This is a genomic window from Sinomonas sp. RB5 (assembly GCF_054063535.1).
Window position 1 is genome coordinate 81,758 of sequence record NZ_JBSSGJ010000002.1, and the last position, 17,266, is coordinate 99,023.

The following is a 17,266-nucleotide window of genomic DNA, read 5'->3' on the forward strand; positions in this document are numbered from 1 at the left end:
CAGGTCCATTGCGTTTCAGCAACGTCCTCGATTCCGGGTGTTACTGGCGGGGCGCGCGGGAAAGAATGAAGGGGTTGTGGCCGGTGCCGGGGACACCCGAGCTCGTGGGAGGAGCTGCTGTGGACGATGCGTTGATGGTGACGAACCTTGTGTACTTCGGGACGCTCATGATCGGGGGCGCGCTCCTGCTGTTCCTCACCGTGGCCACCGTCATCACGCTGATGATCGCCGGCGCTGGCCAGGGGGTCGCATCGGTGAGCATGGCCGTGCTGCGGGCTGCGCGCGGACTCGTCGATCGGGTGCTCGCCCAGCGCGCGGCCGCGGTCGAGGGCCCTGCCGCAGAGACCGAGGACGCCCGCGCCGAGTACGCGCGCCGGGCGGTGATCGCCAAGGCGGACGCGCTCCTCGCCGCGAAGCAGGCCTCCGCCACGGCCGCCTCCGCCTCCGCCGCGGAATCCCGTGGCCCGCGGGCCATCGACGCCGAGGACGCGCAGCCCGCCGACGAGGAGGTCGCGATACCGGCTCTCGCGCCCGCCCTGGCCGTCGCCCAGGCTCCTGCCCCGATCGAAGACCACCCAGCGCCGGCGCGCCCGAGCGAGCCCGCCGCCGTCGCCCGCATGCGCCCCGCCCGTCCGCTCCCCGCCCGGCCCGGGCCGCACACGGGGACCCAGCCGGTCCTCGTGGTCAGCCGGGCGAGCTGACTGGGCAGTCACAGCCCCTGGGGCCCGGTGCCGCGCGAGCCGCGGTGCCGGGCCCCTTTCCGTGTGGAGTTCTCCCCATCGCGGCGGGCGCTGGGCGGCGTATAGCGTGGAGCCAAGTCCACGGGGGAAGCCCGAGGGGCAGGACGGAAGGAAAGACCATGGCTATTCAGCAGGGCGCCAACGTTGCCGAGCTCCGCGGTGTCGCGAAGCAGTTCGATGCGAAGGCCAACGAGGTGGACCAGATCAAGAACAACCTCAATGCGCTGATCAACAACAACATCCCGGCCAACTGGGCCGGCCGCGACGCCGAGCAGTTCAAGGGCGAGTGGCAGTCCACGGGCATGAAGTCCCTGGCCAAGCTCGTCGAGCAGCTGCGCGACGCCTCGCGCACCATGAACACCAACGCCACGGCCCAGGAGCAGACCTCCAGCAGCCTGCACTAGCAGCCCACCGCGGCCCCCGTGCCGCCGCGCTCACCGAGCGCTGACCGGGCGCTGACCGCGAGAGGCCCCACGGCACCAGCCGTGGGGCCTCTCCCGCTGTCCGGCTCCCTTGCTGGAGTCCCGGGGGTCCTGCTGCGGCCGGGCCTGGTGGGGCCGCTCGGGCCTGTGCGGTGGGTGTCCCGCGCTGGCCGTCGCCGCGCCGTCCGGGCCGGTGGGTCCGTCGGGCTGACTGCTACCATCAGAGCAACCGGCGAGCACCAGTGACAACAGGGACGCCCGCTGATGGTCAATCTGACCAGCCCCGAACCGTTTCAGCCGCGGAGAGTGATCAGAACGCAGCAGCTTGACCGCACCGACCGCCGCATCCTCCTCGCGCTGGACGAGGACCCGCGCGCGCCCATCATGGTGCTCGCCCAGCGCCTGGGCCTCGCGCGCGGGACCGTGCAGTCCCGGCTCGAGCGCATGGCCGCGAGCGGCGTGCTCCGCGCCAGCAGCACGCGGGTGCACCCCGAGGGGCTGGGCCGCGGCGTCCTCGCCGAGGTCAGCGCCGAGCTGGACCAGAGCCACATCAACGAGGCCGTCGCCGCGCTGCGCCGGATCCCCGAGGTCCTCGAGTGCCTGGCGCCGGCCGGGGACACCGACCTCCTCATCCGCGCCGTCGCCACGAGCCCCGACGACCTCTACCGCGTGTCCGAGGAGATCCGGCTGTGCCCGGGCATCCGGCGCACGTCGACCCGCATGATCCTGCGCACGGTCATCCCGTACCGGACCACCGCGCTCCTCGAGGCGGAGGACGGCGGGGACGGGGCGCCGTCGCCCGCCGCCCCGGCCCCGCGCAGGCACCCCCTCCCCTGACCGTTTCGGGTACGCATCTCGTCGCCCTTTCACCGTTTCGGGTACGCATCTCGTCGCCCTTCGGCCGTCTCGGGCACGCCGAGGTTCGTACCCGGAAGCGGGTGGCGGGGGACACCCGGGTGGGCGCACGACGCCGGGCGCGCACCCGCCGTCGTCCGCGCGCGGGGCGCTCGGCTACTCCCCTGCCCCGCGCTCGAGGTCCTCGAAGTCCTTCAGCCACAGCTCGCGGGCCGCGGTGTCCCGCGCGCGCCGGGCCTGGGTGAGCGCTCGCAGCTCGTCGAACGCGGAGGAAGGCGCGGAGGCCGCCCCGCGCCGGCGCCTGCCCACGCCCAGCATGAGCAGCGCCCGCTCGGTGGCGGCGGAGTTCTTGACCGCGAACGCGGTGCGGCGGCGCCGGAGGGCCTCGCGGACGGCGGCGAGGGCGTCGGCGCGGCGTCCGAGCTCGCGCAGGGCCCGGGCGCGCAGCACGAGGAGGGCCGCGGCGAGGTCGCTCGCGTTGGCCAGGCCCTCGGTCCAGGCCACGACGTCGTGCGGGCGGCCCAGCACCTCGGCGAGGTGGCACGAGGCGAGGGCGGTGGGCATCGAGGGCGGCAGCGGGGCGAGGACGGCGAGCGCCTCGTCCGGGCGGCCGACCTCCCGGAGGCTGTGGGCGAGGGCGAGGCACACGGCCTCCTCGCTGAAGAGGACCTCGACTTCAACCCCGTCCGAGACCTCGATCCAGTGCCGCACCGCGCCGAGGTACTGGATGGCGAACGCGGCAGCGGCGGGCTCGCTCGTGCCCGCGAGCCCGCGGGCGAGGAGCTCGGCGGCCTGGGAGTGATGGTGGGACCGGTACGCCTGGAGGCCGGCCATGACATAGCAGAGGCCGGACCAGCTGGGGTAGGCGCGGGCGATCACCACGAGCCGCTCCGGCTCCGCGTGGGCGAACACGGCCGCGTGGACCTGCTTCTCCACCTTGGACGCGAACGGCCTCAGCCGCGGCGCCCGGGTCCTGCCGGTGACCCGCTGGGCCAGGCGACGCCCGATGCCGCGCACGGGGGCGTAGACCTGCGCGCCGCGGAAGGGCGTGAGGTCGCGCGTGTCGTGGAACGAGGGGCGGCCGCCCAGTTCGCGGGAAGGCATGCCCCCCATGCTAGCGAGACCGGCACCCGCACCCCCAGCCCAGTTCCGGGTACGCATCTCGTCGCCCTTTTGGCGTTCCGGGTACACTTGCTGGCCCCCGGCCCCGAGGGAAGCCCGGGGGGGGGGGACGGACGACGCCGGCGCCGCGCGGCGTCGTGCGCGGAAGGTCGCCGCAGGTGCGGCGCCGTGCAGAAGCGGGGTGTACCCGAAAGCCCGAAAAGGCGACGAGATGCGTACCCGAAACGGGGGAAACCGGGGGGGAAAGGGGGGAAACGGGCGGCAACGGAGAGAGGCCCGGGAGGGTCAGCGGGCCGCGAAGTGCACCCAGGCCCCGATGACCCAGACCGTCGCGGCCACGGCCGCGAACGCGAACTCGGCGAGGCGCCCCAGCCCCAGAGCCTTCAGCGCAGCCCACGAGGACGCCCCAGCCGCCCGGAGATCGCGCGTCCTCACCCATTCGCTCCCGAGCAGCCCCACCGCGAATCCCACGAACAGCCCGATGACCGGCACCGTGAACATGCCGATGACGGCGACAACGGTGGCCGCGAGGATGGAGCCGTTGGGCACCTGGCGGGCAGCGAGCCTGCGCCCGGTGAGGACATAGGAGGCACCCATCCCGGCGGTGAACAGCACCGTGCCGATGGCGAACACCGCCCATCCGCCGGCCCCGGCCCCGCCGAAGAGCGCCCACTCGAGCAGGGCGAGAATCCCGAGGACGCTCCCCGGGAGTATCGGAAGGATCGTGCCGAGCACCGACACGGCGAGGGCGAGGCCGCACAGGAGGGCCGCGAGGAGGCTGGTATCCACGCGGCCATCCTGCCACGGCCGGCGTGGGGGATGTCGGGAGGGCGGCGCCTACTCCCCCGGGACGACGGCGGCGGCGACCGCTGCGGTGACGGCGGGGGCCACGCGGGGGTCGAGGGGGCTGGGGACGATGTAGTCGGCGGAGAGCCCGTCGAGGGCGAGCCCGGCGATCGCGCGGGCGGCGGCGAGCTTCATCGCCGGCGTGATCCGCCGGGCTCCGGCATCGAGGGCACCGCGGAAGATCCCCGGGAAGGCCAGGACGTTGTTGATCTGGTTCGGGAAGTCGCTGCGGCCGGTGGCCACCACGGCAGCGTGGCGGGCGGCGACGTCCGGGGCGACCTCGGGGTCCGGGTTGGACAGGGCGAACACGATCGCGCCCTCGGCCATCCCGGCCAGGTCCTCCTCCGGCACGGTCGAGGAGGAGACGCCGATGAAGACGTCCGCCCCCGCGAGGGCCTCGGCGGTCCCGCCCTCGACCCGGCGCGGGTTGGTCCGGGCCGCGTACTCGGCCTTGAGCCCGGACAGGCCGGGCCGGCCGGCGTGGATGGCGCCCTTGGAGTCGAGCAGGACCACATCGGTCAGGCCCGAGGCGAGCAGGATCTCGGCGATCGCGATCCCGGCCGCCCCGGCACCGGCGATCACGGCCCGCATCGAGGACAGCTCCTTGCCCACCACCGTGGCGGCATTCGTCAGCGCCGCCAGGACCACCACGGCAGTGCCGTGCTGGTCATCGTGCATCACCGGCATGTCCAGGGCCTCGATCAGCCGGGCCTCGAGCTCGAAGCAGCGCGGCGCCGCCACGTCCTCGAGGTTCACCGCCCCGAACGAGGGCGCGATCCGCACCAGCGTCTGGACGATCTCGTCCACGTCCGTCGTGTCCAGCACGATCGGGATCGAGTCCAGGCCGCCGAAGGTCTTGAACAGCGCGCTCTTGCCCTCCATCACCGGCAGCGATGCGGACGGCCCGATGTCCCCGAGCCCGAGCACCGCCGTCCCGTCGGAGACGACGGCCACGAGCCGCGAGGCCCAGGTGTGGGTCCGGGCCAGGGCCGGGTCCGCCGCGATCGCGCGGCTCACCTGCGCGACCCCGGGCGTGTACGCGATCGAGAGGTCCCGCTTCGTCGCCAGCGGGCGCTCCACCGCGACGCAGAGCTTCCCGCCCTCGTGCGCGGCGAAGATCTCCTCGGCGCTGATCGGCTCGGCAAGCGACTCGGAAGAAGGGGCAAAGGTATCAGTGGGAGCAGTCACGGCAGTGTCTCCTGGGTCAGGTGCCGCCGCGCTCGCGGCTCGGGCCGCGGGTAGTGAAGGGCGCACGACGGCGTGGCGGGCCTCGCGCGGGAGGACGGCCGACCGCTTTGTCGGCACAGCTCTCCAGCGCGCGGCCTTGAGGGGGATCCGGGGTGATTGCCGGGTTCGGCACTTCCGGGAGCCGGCTCATGCGCGGGGATGACCGTGCGAGCACCGGCCTCGGGAAAGAGGTAGGGACATCATAGGTCGATGGAGGCGTCCTTCCGCAAGGCGGAAGCGGACGGCGTCGGCCACCCGGGCGCTGCTGGGCCGCTGGCGTATAGTTGGACAGTCCCCCGGTCCCCTCTCTGTCCGCGTGCCGAACGGCCCCCCAGCGTCCGGAAAGAGGTTGCTTCGCAGTGCTCGAATTGCCCCACGATCTGGTGACCCCTGCTCCACCTCCGGCGACCCCGCGCATGGCGGCCCGGTACGAGCAGCTCCTGGATACGGCGGCGCAGTTCGCGACGCGCGAGTATCCCGACGTGGACGTCACCGAGGTGGCCCACGAGGCCGGGGTCTCCTCGAGCACCGCATACCGGTACTTCCCCTCGTCCGCGCACCTGCTCCTGGGCCTGCACCGTCGCCAGCTCCTGGAACTGAGGAACCGGGTCGAGGACCGGGTGGCCGCGTCGCGGACCGATGCGCAGCGGGCCAGCGCCCTGGCCGGCGCCGCGGTGGAGCTGTTCGCGATGCGGCTGGCCCAGCCGGCCGTCAATTCGTGCCTCGACGAGCTCGTGGTGCCGGCGGACCATGAGCTCTCCGCGCTCATCGGCGAGGTGGACGAGCTGTCCTGGTCGGTCCTGGGGCGCCTGGCCGGCGATGCGGAGCGGGGGCGCAGCATCGTGCTCGTCGTCTCGGGGCTCGTCTCCGCGGTGCGGACGGGCCGGCTCATGCCCTATGAGGCGGAGCAGCAGCTCAAGGCGGCGTGCGAGATCGTCGCACGACGGCGGGTGGCCCGCGCCCGCTGAGGCCCCGCCTGCCGCCTGCGGTGCGGCGTCAGGCGACGCTGCGGATGCGGGTGACGAACACCGCCCCGAGCAGGCCGATCACGGCCGCGGCGATGTAGAGCGAGACGTACCCGCCGAGGAACGCGACGAACGGGTAGGCGATCGCCGGGGCGATGACCTGCGGCAGCGAGTTGGCGACGTTGATGACCCCGAGGTCCTTGCCGCGGTCCTCGGCGCGCGGGAGGACCTGCGTGACGAGCGCGAAGTCGACGGCCTGGTAGGCCCCGTACCCGATGCCGAGCACGCTCGCGCCCGCGATGGCCCCGGCCCAGGTCGGGAACAGCCCGATCGTCAGCGACGCCGCGGCGATGACGCACGAGGAGAGGATCACGAGCGGCTTCCGCCGGCCCATGCGGTCGCTGAGCCGGCCCCCGACCACGCTCGTCACGATGACGAGCACCGCGTAGATGCCGGTGAGGATGAGCACGCCGGTGGCCGGGGCGATCCCGGTGGTCTGCTCGATCCGCACCTCGTCCGTCAGGAAGTAGACGAGGTAGAGCAGGATCATGTGGTTCCCCACGTTCACGAGCAGCTTGGTGAACCACGCCCACGCGAAGTCCGGGTGCCGCCGGGGACTGATCCAGAACGAGCCGAGGAACGCCGGGAGGGAGAATCGGCGGAACGCGCCGCGCGGGAGGGCAGCGTCCCCGGCGGAGACGAGGTACACCACGGTCCCGAGGACGAGCACCGCCGCGCACACCACGTAGCCGAGCGAGAAGCTGCCGGCGACGACGGCCGCCACCACCGCGCCGAGCAGGATGCCCACCGTGATGCCCATGGAGGCGAGGCCGCCGACGGTGCCGCGCTGGGTCACCGGCACCTTGTCCGGGATGGCGGCGGTGATCGCAGCGTAGGCGGCATTGCAGCCGGCCTGCACGAGGCACCACAGGGCCGTCATGACGGCCACGTCCGGCGCGCCCGCGAGCGCCACGAGCCCGATCGCCCCGCCCACGGCGCCGAAGAGCACCCAGGGGCGCCGCCGGCCGAACCGGCCCGGGGTCCTGTCGGAGAGGGCGCCGGCCAGCGGGTTGCCGATCATGGACACGGCCGCGCCCGCGCCGGTGACCAGCGCGAAGATGGCCTCCTTCCGGCCCGGATCGAAGGCCGCAGCCTGCTGCGCCAGGAGCACCTGGAGCGGGCCGAAGAACGCGACGTTGATCCCCACGTTGACCAGGACCACGCCCAGGATCCAGGGGAACCGCACCGGGGTGGTGGGCTCGGCGGGGACGGCCGTGCCGGGCTGGGCGGCGGCGGGGCGGTGGGGCACGGCCACGGGGACCTCCGGCTGGGCTGGACTGGTGTCCTCAGGGTACGGCAGAACGGTGCCGTCGGACCCTGCATGACGCCGCGCCCGCGCGCGGGAGCGTACCGGATCAGCGGGTATCGTCGCCTGCGTGGAGAACGTGGAGTACGCAGAGAACGCGGCGGCCGCTGGAACAGCGCCGGACGCCGGAACAGTGCCGGACGAGGCGATGGCCGCCCAGGTCTACCAGCAGATCATCAACTCGATCGTGTCCGGCCAGCTCGAGCCGGGCCAGCGCCTGCGCGAGCGCGAGCTCTCCGAGCAGTACGGGGTCTCCCGCATCCCGGTGCGCGAGGCCATCCACCGGCTCGAGCAGGACGGCTTCCTGGTCACAGCCCCGCGCCGCGGGGCGGTGGTGCGGAAGCTGACGCTCAAGGACGTGGACGAGCTGTTCGACCTGCGGGTGCTGCTCGAGTCCTTCGCCGCTGCCCGCGCGGCGGAGCGCGTCGCCGAGGGCCGCGCGGATGCCTCGGTCCTCAGGGACACGCTGGCCGCCGCGCAGGCGGCCCTCGCCGCCGGCGATGCCGAGCTCGCCTCGGACCTCAACGCCTCGTTCCACGACCAGATCATCGCGCTCACGGACAACGCGCTCCTCGAGCGGTCCATCAGGCCGCTGCGCGGGCTGAACCGCTGGGTCTTCGGCCTCTCGGTCAACCGGCCCCTCGAGGTCAGCGCCCGCGAGCACGAGGGCCTCGCCGACGCCATCATCACCGGCCAGCCCCACCTCGCCCAGGCGCTGTCCGAGGCCCATGTCGAGGCGGGGCGCGGGCCGGTCCAGGAGGGGCTGGCGGAGCAGCTGGGCGAGCAGGTCCGGTAGCGCCGCCGCGCGGGGCAGTCCCGGTAGGCTCGTTCCATGGCCGCGAGTCCCTGGACCACCCATGCACGGCGCTACCGCGAGATCGCGGACGTGCTGGCCCGTCACGGGCTGAGCCAGGTGCTCGCCCGGGCCGGATTCGGCCGGCTGGTCCCGCGCGGCCGCGGCGGCGCGGCGATGCCCGGCAGCCCCGTCGGCGGCCCGGTGCACGTGCGCCTGGCCCTCGAGGAGCTCGGCCCCACGTTCATGAAGCTCGGCCAGATCCTCTCCACCCGGCCCGACCTGATTCCCGAGGCCTACCAGGCGGAGCTCGCGAAGCTGCAGGACGCGGCGCCGCCGGTCCCCGCGGAGGCGATCCGCGCCGTCGTCCGCGAGGAGCTCGGCGGGGACGCCTTCGCGGCGTTCTCGGCGTTCGACGACGCCCCGCTCGCGAGCGCGTCGATCGGGCAGGTCCACGGCGCGCGGCTCGCGGACGGGACGAAGGTGGTGGTCAAGGTCCGCAAGCCGGGCGCGGTCGAGCGGATCCGGGAGGACCTCGAGATCCTCCACAACGTCGCGGTCAGGGCGAGCCGGGCGTGGCCGGTGCTGGACGAGTACAACGTGGTGGGGCTCGTGGGCGAGTTCTCCCGCACGCTCACCAAGGAGCTGGACTACCTCGAGGAGGGCCGCAACGCCGAGCGGTTCGCGTCGAACTTCGCCGGGGACGAGCGCTTCCGCTTCCCGCGGGTCTTCTGGCAGACGACGACGTCCCGCGTGCTGACCCTCGAGTTCATGGAGGGCCTCAAGATCAACGACGTCAAGGCTCTCGACGCCGCGGGGCTGGACCGGCGGGCCCTCGCGGACCATTCGGCGGCGGCCCTCGCGCAGATGATCTTCGAGGATGGCTTCTTCCACGCGGACCCGCACCCGGGGAACATGTTCGTGGAACCGGACGGGCGGATCTCGATCATCGACTTCGGGATGGTCGGAGAGATCGACGACAAGCTGCGCGACAACCTCGGCCGCCTCCTCATCGCGCTCGCCCGCAAGGACGCCCGGCGGCTCGCGCGGGCGCTCGAGGCGATGTCGCTGACCGGCCCCGTGACCGACCGCGCCCGCCTCGCGGCGGACGTCGCCGAGTTCATCCAGCTGTACGACGGCGTGGACCTCGCCGACGTGAACATCGCCCGGCTGGCCCAGAAGCTCCTGGGGGTGGTGCGGCGCCACCGCCTGCTCATGCCGGCCGAGGCGGCGATCGTCATCAAGATGATGGTCATGGCCGAGGGCCTGGGCCGGGTCCTGGACCCGGGGTTCCGCCTCTCCCGCGTCCTCGAGCCGCACGTGCGCCGCCTGCTGATCGAGCAGTACTCGCCCGCCGCGCTCCTGCGGGGCCTGCGCGCCGCGGGCCTGACGGCCCTCGACCTCGCCTCGGACGTCCCGGACCTCGTGGACAGCCTGAACCGGGTCCTGGACTCGGGGGGCTTCGAGGTGCACCTGCGGGCCTCGGAGCTCGAGCCCCTCGTGGCCCGCGCGGAGCGGATCGGGAACAAGGTGCTCGCCGGCGTGATTGCGGCAGCGTTCATCCGCGGGGTGGGCGAGGTCGTCGCCTCCGACAAGCGCTGGCGCGGGTGGCGCGAGCCGCTCGTGCGGACGGGTCTCGCTGGGCTCGGCGGCCTCACCGGCTACCTCGCCGTGACCACGTTCGGACGCCGCCGACGGCGGTAGGCCGCGCGCGGGGCCGGCCGGGCGGGGGCCCTGGCGGGGGGCCGCGCACAATACCCCTCCGGGGTATGATGGGCGGGACGGGGCGGATGCATCGAAGGAGGCGGGGCATGGAGCGACGCTGGGGCGTCCGCGATCCGCTGCACGCCGGCCTCTTCGGCCTCGTGGCCGCGGTCCTGGTGATCGTGGGCCTGCTCGGGATGCATGCGCTCGCCTCCGGTGGCTCGTCCCCGCACGCGGCCCACACCTCGGCGTCGGCCGCCATGCCATGCGCCGCGACGGCATGCGCCGGGCCGGTGCCCTGCGCCGACGGGGCCCATGCCGGCATGTGCACGCCGCTGCCGCCCGAGGACGGCCCGGCCCTCGCACTTCCGACCGCGTCTGGCGCCGCCCTCGGCCTCCCCGCGGCAGCGGAACGCGCCGAGGCGCACCGCGCCCCGCCGCCGACACCGCCCTCCCTCCACGAGCTCTCGATCCTTCGCATCTAGGCAGCGGCAGCCAGGCAGCAGCCGCTCGGCCCGGTCCCGGGCCTGGGCTGCGCCCTGTGCGCCGGCCCGACGCCCCCGTCTGCCCGGGGCGCGGCCGGCCTCCGCCCCCTCCACTGCCGCCGGCACCCGTCTGCCCGCGGCGCGCCACCACAGCAAAGGACCTTCCATGAGCGCGACGCTCTCCCCTCTCACTCCCGACCCCCAGCCGGTTCCCAGCCCCTTCAGCGCGGCAATGACGCGCCGCAGGCTCCTGGGCCTTTCCCTCGCAGGCGCCTCGGCCGCACTCCTTGCGGCGTGCGGCGCCCCCTCGGGCAGCGGAGGCACCCGGGTCCTGCCCACCGACGCCGCGGTCCAGGCCGCCGAGCAGTCACGCGCCTCGACCGGGCGCACCGTGAGGGCCTCGCTCTCGGCGGCACCCCTCACGGCCACGCTCGACGGCAGGCGCGTCCCCACCTGGGGCTACGACGGCGCGGTCAACGGCCCCCTGCTCCGCGGCACGGTCGGCGACCGCCTCGAGGTCGCCCTCCACAACGCGCTGCCCCAGGAGACCACCGTCCACTGGCACGGCCTCGCGATCGAGAACAGCCAGGACGGCGTGCAGGGCGTGACCCAGAAGGCCGTGGCCGCGGGGGCCGACTACTCCTACGGCTTCCGCCTGGCGCATCCGGGAACGTACTGGTACCACTCCCACGTGGAGCTCCAGCGCGACCGCGGGCTCTACGGGCCGCTCATCGTGGATGACCCGGAAGAGGCCAAGGACTACGACCACGAGTGGGTCATCCTCCTGGACGACTGGCTCGACGGCGTCACGGGGACCCCGGACGATGTCCTCGCCGAGCTCTCCCGGGGCATGGGCGGCATGCAGGGCATGGACATGGGCGCAGCACCAAGCGGCGGCCCGGGCACGGGCATGGGCATGGGCTCCGGAGGCAGGTACATGTCCATGGGCTCCACGAGCGACTTCCTCGGCGGCGACGCCGGCGACGTGAAGTACCCCCTGCACCTCTTCAATGGGCGCACCCCCTCGGATCCGGACTCGATCACGGCCAGGCCGGGCGAGCGGGTCCGGCTGCGGATCATCAACGCCGGCGCCGACACCGCGTACCGGGTCGGAGCCCCCGGAGTGAAGCTCACGCTGACCCACACGGACGGGTTCCCGGTCGAACGGAAGGAGGTCGACGCCGTCGTCCTCGGGATGGGAGAGCGGATCGACGCCCTCCTGACCGTGCCGGCCGGCTGGACGCCGCTCATGGCCCGCCCGGAGGGCAAGATGGGCCTGGCGCTGGGCCTGATCAGCACCGGGACCGGCAAGCGGCCCCTCCCCGCCGCGCTGCCCTCGACGCTGGGCGGAACCGTGGTCGACGGCGGCCAGCTCACCTCCGCGGCGGCCGTCCGGCTTGCGGAGAAGCCCCCCGCGGTGAGGCACACGGTCAGGCTCACCGGGTCGATGATGGCCTACGACTGGGGCATCAACGGGCGCCGCTTCTCGATGGACGATCCGTACGCGGGGGCGCTCGAGGTGCGTCAGGGCCAGCGGGTCCAGATCGACTTCGTGAACACCACCATGATGTGGCACCCGATGCACCTGCACGGCCACACCTTCCAGGTGGGTGCCACGGGTGCGCGGAAGGACACGGTCATCGTCCGCCCCGGGCAGACGGTCTCCGTGGTCTTCGACGCCGACAACCCGGGCCAGTGGCTCTACCACTGCCACAACGCCTACCACGCGGACCGGGGCATGATGGGCGTGCTCAGCTACATCAGGTGACGGTGAGCTCGGCGAACATCCCGGCGAGGTAGCGGCCGGGGAGGTTGCAGAGGAGCTCGTAGTGGCCCGCGGGGAGGGTGAGGGTGACCCAGGAGGCGGCCCCTGGGGCGATGCCCTCGCCCGTCCCCGCGGCGCAGGATGCCGAGGCCTCCCCGAGGCTCCCCGTCTCGTCGACGGTCCCGTCGGCTCCCACCGCCCGGGCGCCGAGGGTCTGGCCCTGGGGCAGGGGCACGACCAGCAGCTCGTGCGGGACGCTGCCCAGATTGGTCGCGACGAGGGACACCTGCCCGTGGGGAACGGAGGCCCTGTCCACGGAGAGCCGCATGCCCCGCCGCATCGCGGACCGCCCCATCATGCCGGCGCCCATGTCCGCCTCGGTGACCCTCACGGTGGTTCCCGGGAGGCTGGGGGCGCTGCACGCTGGCGCCGCTCCCGTCACGGCGGCGGGCGGTCCCAGCAGGGCCAGGGCGAGCAGGGACGCGGCGGTCATCAGGAGCGCCGCGAGCGCGGCGATGAGGACGGTGGGCAGGCCCCGCCTCGTCACGGCCTGCGCCTGAGGGCGTCGAGGCGGGCCCTGTACTCCGTCTCGTCGATCTCGCCGCGGGCGAACCGCTGGGCCAGGATCCGCTCAGGGTCGTCGTGGGGCGCCCCGGGCGGGTAGTGGGCCGCCCCGCCGCGGGAACCGCGGACAAGGAGGACGACGACGGCCGCCACGCCTCCCCAGAACAGGAGCATGACGATGCCCATCACCACCCAGGCCCAGACGCCCCCGCCGCCGTACCAGCCGTACATCATCGCGTCCTCCTTCGACACCACCGAGCATGGTCCCTGCCGGCCCGGCGGCGACAGGGCCCTCGGGCCCGAAGCCGAGGACGCGCGGGCCTACCCGGCGCCCTGCGCGGTCACGGCGATGGTGACGTCCTCGAGATTGGGCAGGGCGTGCCCGAGCCGGTGCGCCCCGGCGGCCCGCAGCTCATCCGTCTGGGCGGCCGTGGTGAGCGGGTCGACCCGGACCGTGGCGGAGCCGTGGAGACGGTGGCCGATCCAGCGCAGCTGGACCCGTTCGACGGCCAGCACCCCGGGGGTATGGGCCAGGGCGTGCTCGGCCCGATCGACGAGGTCGGGCTCGATGCCGTCGAGCAGCCGGCGGCCGAGGCTGCGGACCGTCCCCCACAGGAGCACGAAGATCGCGACGCTGATCAGCAGGCCCACGATCGGGTCGGCCAGCGGGAAGCCGAGCATGACGCCGACCGCGCCGGCGACGACGGCGAGGGAGGTGAATCCGTCGGTGCGTGCGTGGACGCCGTCGGCCACGAGGGCCGCCGAGCCGATCCTCCGCCCCACGCGGATGCGGTAGACGGCCACGGCCTCGTTGCCGGCGAAGCCGATCACCCCTGCCGCGGCGACCCACCAGAGGTTCTCCAGCGGCTGGGGATGGAAGAGCCTGTCGATCGACTGCCACGCTGCCACGACCGCGGAGAGGGCCACGACCGCGATGATGAACAGGCCGGAGAGGTCCTCGGCCTTCCCGAGCCCGTAGGTGTAGCGGCGGGTGGCGGGGCGGCGGGCCAGGAGGAACGCGACCCAGAGCGGGACGGCCGTGAGCGCGTCGGAGAAGTTGTGCACGGTGTCGGCCAGGAGCGCCACCGAGCCGCTGACCAGGACCACGAGGAACTGCAGGACGGTGGTGCCCAGCAGGACGAAGAGGCTGATCTTCAGGGCCCGGACGCCCTCCGCGCTCGCCTCGAGGGCGTCGTCGATCGAGTCCGAGGAATCGTGGGTGTGCGGGACGAAGAACTCCTTGAGCGTTCCGAGGAAGCCGTGGTGGTGGTCGTGCCCGTGGTCATGCGCGTGGCCGTGCCCGTGGTCGTGGTCATGCGCGTGGTCGTGGTCATGCGCGTGGTCGTGGTCATGGCCGTGGTCGTGGCCGTGGCCGTGCCCGTGGTCGTGATCATGGCCGTGGTCGTGGTCGTGGTGCTCGTCCGCTTCCGTGGAGTGCGGGGCGTGCTCGGCGCTCATGCGCTCTCCTTCTCCTTCTGGCCGGCGTCGGCCTGCACGTGGTGGTGGCGCGGGACTCCTCCGAGGGAGTGCTCCGCCTGGAAGATCGCATCGGAGACCATCTGCGAGGCGTGCTCGTTCGCCAGCCGGTAGAAGGCCCTCGTCCCCTCCTGGCGGGCGGTGACGATCCGGGCCAGGCGGAGCTTGGCCAGGTGCTGCGACACGCCCGCCGGCGCCTTGCCCACCGATTCCGCGAGCTCGTTCACGGACAGCTCTCCCTGGGCGCGCAGCGCAAGGATGATCCGCACCCGGGTCGCGTCGGCGAGCATCGAGAAGACCTCTACCGCAAGGTCCACGTACTGGGAGTCGGGGTCGAGTCCGCAGATCTTCTTATCTGCATTCATACGCAGATAATGGCAGCTGGAGTGGCCCTGGTGCAAAGCGCGGCGAGCGGGTCAGTGGTGCAGGTGCTCCTGGTCGCGGTGGGCGGCGTTCTCGAGCTGGAACGTGGAATGCTCGACGGGGACGTCGAAGTGCTCGGCGACGCATTCCTGGAGCTGGACGAGGATCTGCTGGGAGTGGCCGTTGACGAGGCACTCGTCCTTGAGGGTCACGTGGCCCGTGATCACCGGGGTGCCGGTGCCGATGAGCGTCGCGTGCAGATCGTGGACGTCGAGCACGTGCGGCAGGGCGAGCATGTGCTCCCGCACGGCGCGCAGGTCAAGGCCCTTCGGGGTGGAGGCGAGGAGGACATCGGTGGTCTCCTTCAGCAGCCGCAGGGTCCGGGGCACGATCAGGGCGCCGATGAGGAGCGAGACCAGGGCATCGGCACGGGTGAAGCCGGTCACCGCGATCACGATCGCCGCGACGATCACGGCGGCGGAACCGAGCGCGTCGTTGAGCACCTCGAGGAACGCCGCGCGGAGGTTGAAGCTGCTGTGCCGCCCGCCGGCGAGGACCACCAGGGCGATCGCGTTGCCGCACAGCCCGATCACGCCGAACCAGAGCATCGCGGACGAGCCGACTGCGGGCGGTTCGACCAGGCGTCGGATGGCCTCCACGAGGACGAGGGTGCCGACCACGAGCAGCAGTCCCGCCTGGAGCGCGGCCGCGAGCACCTCGGCGCGCCGGTAGCCCCACGTGCGTTCGGGGGTGCGGGGCCGCATCGCGAGCGAGGCGGCGATCAGTGCGATGACGAGCCCGGACGCGTCGGTGAACATGTGCCCGGCGTCGGCGAGGAGCGCGAGCGAGCCGGACAGGAGCGCGCCGACGATCTCCGCCGCGAGGATCAGCACGGTCACGCACAGGGCGGCAAACAGCCGCGCACGGTCCTGCGTCGCGTCGGCATAGGAGTGGTCGTGCCCGCTCATCGCCGGCCCCTCTCCGCTTCCCGGTGCGATGCCCGGTGCGATGCCCGGTCCGATGCCTGAGCCGGATACAGGGTGATCTGGAGCCCACTGGCCCGCCCGTTGGCCGCAGAAGGCGAGCAGCAGTCGCAGGCTTCCTCCGTGCCGGCCCCGGCCCCGCAGGCGTCCGCACGTCCGGCGTCCGGGCCGAACGAGGGGGCGCAGCAGACGTCCCCCCGGGCGGCCTCGATGCCCTCCTTCACGGCCACCGCCGCGATGGCCAGGGCCGCGAGCGGGTCGGCCCACCACCAGCCGAAGAGGGCGTTCACCGCGAGTCCCACGAGGACCACGGCCGAGAGGTAGGTGCACAGCAGGGTCTGCTTGGAGTCCGCCACCGCGCTGCGGGAGCCGAGCTCCCTGCCCGCGCGCCGCTGGCCGTAGGAGAGCAGCGGCATGACGAGGAGGCTCACCGCGGTGAGGACCATGCCGGCCGGCGACTCGACAGGTTCCTCGGCGCCGAACAGCTTCAGCGCCGAGGTCACCACGAGGTAGGCGGCCAGCACGAAGAACAGCCACGCGACAACCCGGAGGGCCGCCTTCTCCCGACGCTCGTGGTCGTCGCCGGCGAACTGCCAGAAGATCGCCGCGGCCGAGGCCACCTCGACCACGGAGTCGAGGCCGAACCCGATCAGCGCGACGGACCCCGCCGCGATGCCCGCCACGAGCGCCACGACGGCTTCGAGGACGTTGTAGCCGATGACCGCGAGGGAGAACTGCCGGATCCGCCGGGTGAGGACGCGCCGGCCGTCGGTCGGAAGCGCGGCCGTCACGGCGCGCACTCCGGCACGCCGCAGGTGCAGACCGGCTCGACGGCGAGGATCACTCCGAGGAGGTCCGCGAGCGCATGGGCGAGCTTCGGGTCGGAGAGCTCGTAGCGGACGCGCCGGCCTTCCGGCTCCGCGACCACCAGGCCGCAGTCGCGCAGGCACGCGAGATGGTTCGAGAGTGCCTGCCGGCTCACCCCGATCCGCTCGGCGAGGTCGCCCGAGAAAGCGGGGCCGTCCTTGAGCTGCATCAGCACGGCGGCCCGCGTCGGGTCAGCCAGGGCCTTCCCGAATCGGGCCAGGACGGCATGGGTCGTCAGTGTCTGCACCCCTCAACGCTACAGAAGATCCTGTATCGACGAAACCGGGCCCGGTCCTCGGCGGAGCCGGCCTAGTCCGCCCCGACAGCGGCGAGGGCCGCGCGCAGCCGAGTGCCGGCGTCGTCCGCCACTTCACGGACCCGCTCGCTCGAGCTGAGCTGGATCATGGTCTGCGGGTCGATCGCCTCGACGGTCGTGGTGTCCGCGTCCGGGCCCCGGCGCACCACCACGTTGCAGGGCAGCAGCGCCCCCATCTCGGGCTCCGTGGCCAGCGCGCGGCTGGCGAGGTGCGGGTTGCAGGCACCGAGGATCACGTAGTCGCCCACAGCGGTGGCCGCGTCGGGCCCGAGCTTGGCCGCGAAGGTGGTCCGGATGTCGATCTCGGTCAGGACGCCGAAGCCCTGGTCCTTGAGCGCCGAGCGCACGGCCTCGACCGCCTCGGCGTAGGGAAGCTGGACATGGGTGGTGAGTGTGTAGGCCATGCC

The 17,266-nt window shown here is 73.2% G+C and carries 20 protein-coding genes; 8 read left to right on the forward strand and 12 right to left on the reverse strand.

From position 1 onward, the window contains the following. Positions 1 to 119 precede the first annotated feature (119 nt). From ACVWWH_RS03015 to ACVWWH_RS03025, 3 genes are all read left to right on the forward strand, one after another. On the forward strand, positions 120 to 701 hold the full coding sequence (locus tag ACVWWH_RS03015; RefSeq protein ID WP_457315577.1) for a hypothetical protein: 582 nt from the start codon (positions 120 to 122) through the stop codon (positions 699 to 701). Positions 702 to 859: 158 nt separating this feature from the next. Next, the gene (locus ACVWWH_RS03020) at positions 860 to 1,144 is read left to right on the forward strand and encodes a WXG100 family type VII secretion target (RefSeq protein WP_307006054.1); all 285 of its coding nucleotides are present in this window, start codon (positions 860 to 862) and stop codon (positions 1,142 to 1,144) included. Positions 1,145 to 1,426: 282 nt separating this feature from the next. Further along, on the forward strand, positions 1,427 to 1,999 hold the full coding sequence (locus tag ACVWWH_RS03025; RefSeq protein ID WP_457315578.1) for an Lrp/AsnC family transcriptional regulator: 573 nt from the start codon (positions 1,427 to 1,429) through the stop codon (positions 1,997 to 1,999). A 174-nt stretch (positions 2,000 to 2,173) separates the two neighbouring features. On the opposite strand, the gene ACVWWH_RS03030 is transcribed toward ACVWWH_RS03025, so the two are convergent. From ACVWWH_RS03030 to ACVWWH_RS03040, 3 genes are all read right to left on the reverse strand, one after another. After that, complete coding sequence (locus ACVWWH_RS03030; RefSeq protein WP_066500778.1) at positions 2,174 to 3,121, reverse strand: hypothetical protein; 948 nt, start codon at positions 3,119 to 3,121, stop codon at positions 2,174 to 2,176. A gap of 303 nt (positions 3,122 to 3,424) precedes the next feature. After that, positions 3,425 to 3,928: a DUF456 domain-containing protein gene (locus ACVWWH_RS03035; protein ID WP_066500785.1), complete on the reverse strand. Its 504-nt coding sequence runs from the start codon at positions 3,926 to 3,928 to the stop codon at positions 3,425 to 3,427. A 48-nt stretch (positions 3,929 to 3,976) separates the two neighbouring features. Then, entirely contained in the window at positions 3,977 to 5,119 is a 1,143-nt protein-coding gene (locus ACVWWH_RS03040) for an NAD(P)-dependent malic enzyme (RefSeq protein ID WP_457315831.1), read from the reverse strand. 476 nt (positions 5,120 to 5,595) lie between these two features. Here ACVWWH_RS03040 and ACVWWH_RS03045 point away from each other — a divergent pair, with 476 nt between their 5' ends. Further along, the gene (locus tag ACVWWH_RS03045; RefSeq protein WP_457315579.1) at positions 5,596 to 6,180 is read left to right on the forward strand and encodes a TetR/AcrR family transcriptional regulator; all 585 of its coding nucleotides are present in this window, start codon (positions 5,596 to 5,598) and stop codon (positions 6,178 to 6,180) included. A 28-nt stretch (positions 6,181 to 6,208) separates the two neighbouring features. Here the strand turns inward: ACVWWH_RS03045 and ACVWWH_RS03050 are convergent, their stop codons facing one another. Next, complete coding sequence (locus ACVWWH_RS03050; protein WP_229710984.1) at positions 6,209 to 7,492, reverse strand: MFS transporter; 1,284 nt, start codon at positions 7,490 to 7,492, stop codon at positions 6,209 to 6,211. Between the two features lie 121 nt (positions 7,493 to 7,613). On the opposite strand from ACVWWH_RS03050, the gene ACVWWH_RS03055 reads away from it, so the two are divergent. The 4 genes from ACVWWH_RS03055 to ACVWWH_RS03070 all read left to right on the forward strand — a co-directional run bounded on the left by ACVWWH_RS03055 (position 7,614) and on the right by ACVWWH_RS03070 (position 12,293). Beyond that, the gene (locus ACVWWH_RS03055; RefSeq protein ID WP_457315580.1) at positions 7,614 to 8,339 is read left to right on the forward strand and encodes a GntR family transcriptional regulator; all 726 of its coding nucleotides are present in this window, start codon (positions 7,614 to 7,616) and stop codon (positions 8,337 to 8,339) included. A 36-nt stretch (positions 8,340 to 8,375) separates the two neighbouring features. Continuing rightward, positions 8,376 to 10,040 (forward strand): ABC1 kinase family protein, encoded by a 1,665-nt coding sequence (locus ACVWWH_RS03060; RefSeq protein WP_457315581.1) that lies wholly within the window; start codon positions 8,376 to 8,378, stop codon positions 10,038 to 10,040. 107 nt (positions 10,041 to 10,147) lie between these two features. Continuing rightward, positions 10,148 to 10,525: a DUF6153 family protein gene (locus ACVWWH_RS03065; RefSeq protein ID WP_457315582.1), complete on the forward strand. Its 378-nt coding sequence runs from the start codon at positions 10,148 to 10,150 to the stop codon at positions 10,523 to 10,525. Positions 10,526 to 10,691: 166 nt separating this feature from the next. After that, on the forward strand, positions 10,692 to 12,293 hold the full coding sequence (locus ACVWWH_RS03070) for a multicopper oxidase family protein (protein WP_457315583.1): 1,602 nt from the start codon (positions 10,692 to 10,694) through the stop codon (positions 12,291 to 12,293). Here ACVWWH_RS03070 and ACVWWH_RS03075 read toward each other — a convergent pair. From ACVWWH_RS03075 to ACVWWH_RS03110, 8 genes are all read right to left on the reverse strand, one after another. Then, the gene (locus ACVWWH_RS03075; RefSeq protein WP_457315584.1) at positions 12,286 to 12,837 is read right to left on the reverse strand and encodes a sulfocyanin-like copper-binding protein; all 552 of its coding nucleotides are present in this window, start codon (positions 12,835 to 12,837) and stop codon (positions 12,286 to 12,288) included. The genes ACVWWH_RS03070 and ACVWWH_RS03075 overlap by 8 nt on opposite strands. Then, a complete protein-coding gene (locus ACVWWH_RS03080; RefSeq protein WP_457315585.1) occupies positions 12,834 to 13,106 on the reverse strand; it encodes an SHOCT domain-containing protein in 273 nt (90 codons plus the stop codon). The genes ACVWWH_RS03075 and ACVWWH_RS03080 overlap by 4 nt, the downstream gene beginning before the upstream one ends. 69 nt (positions 13,107 to 13,175) lie before the next feature. Continuing rightward, on the reverse strand, positions 13,176 to 14,312 hold the full coding sequence (locus ACVWWH_RS03085) for a cation diffusion facilitator family transporter (protein ID WP_457315586.1): 1,137 nt from the start codon (positions 14,310 to 14,312) through the stop codon (positions 13,176 to 13,178). Continuing rightward, complete coding sequence (locus ACVWWH_RS03090; RefSeq protein WP_066500806.1) at positions 14,309 to 14,695, reverse strand: ArsR/SmtB family transcription factor; 387 nt, start codon at positions 14,693 to 14,695, stop codon at positions 14,309 to 14,311. Before ACVWWH_RS03090 ends, ACVWWH_RS03085 begins: the two co-directional genes overlap by 4 nt. A gap of 51 nt (positions 14,696 to 14,746) precedes the next feature. Then, entirely contained in the window at positions 14,747 to 15,661 is a 915-nt protein-coding gene (locus tag ACVWWH_RS03095; RefSeq protein ID WP_457315587.1) for a cation diffusion facilitator family transporter, read from the reverse strand. After that, positions 15,658 to 16,476, reverse strand: coding sequence for a cation diffusion facilitator family transporter (locus ACVWWH_RS03100; protein ID WP_457315588.1), 819 nt, complete (start codon positions 16,474 to 16,476; stop codon positions 15,658 to 15,660). Before ACVWWH_RS03100 ends, ACVWWH_RS03095 begins: the two co-directional genes overlap by 4 nt. Next, positions 16,464 to 16,790 carry an ArsR/SmtB family transcription factor gene (locus tag ACVWWH_RS03105; RefSeq protein WP_066500810.1) on the reverse strand — a complete coding sequence of 109 codons (327 nt, stop codon included), beginning with the start codon at positions 16,788 to 16,790 and terminating at the stop codon, positions 16,464 to 16,466. The genes ACVWWH_RS03100 and ACVWWH_RS03105 overlap by 13 nt, the downstream gene beginning before the upstream one ends. A gap of 62 nt (positions 16,791 to 16,852) precedes the next feature. Then, complete coding sequence (locus ACVWWH_RS03110) at positions 16,853 to 17,263, reverse strand: DUF302 domain-containing protein (protein WP_457315589.1); 411 nt, start codon at positions 17,261 to 17,263, stop codon at positions 16,853 to 16,855. Positions 17,264 to 17,266 lie beyond the last annotated feature (3 nt).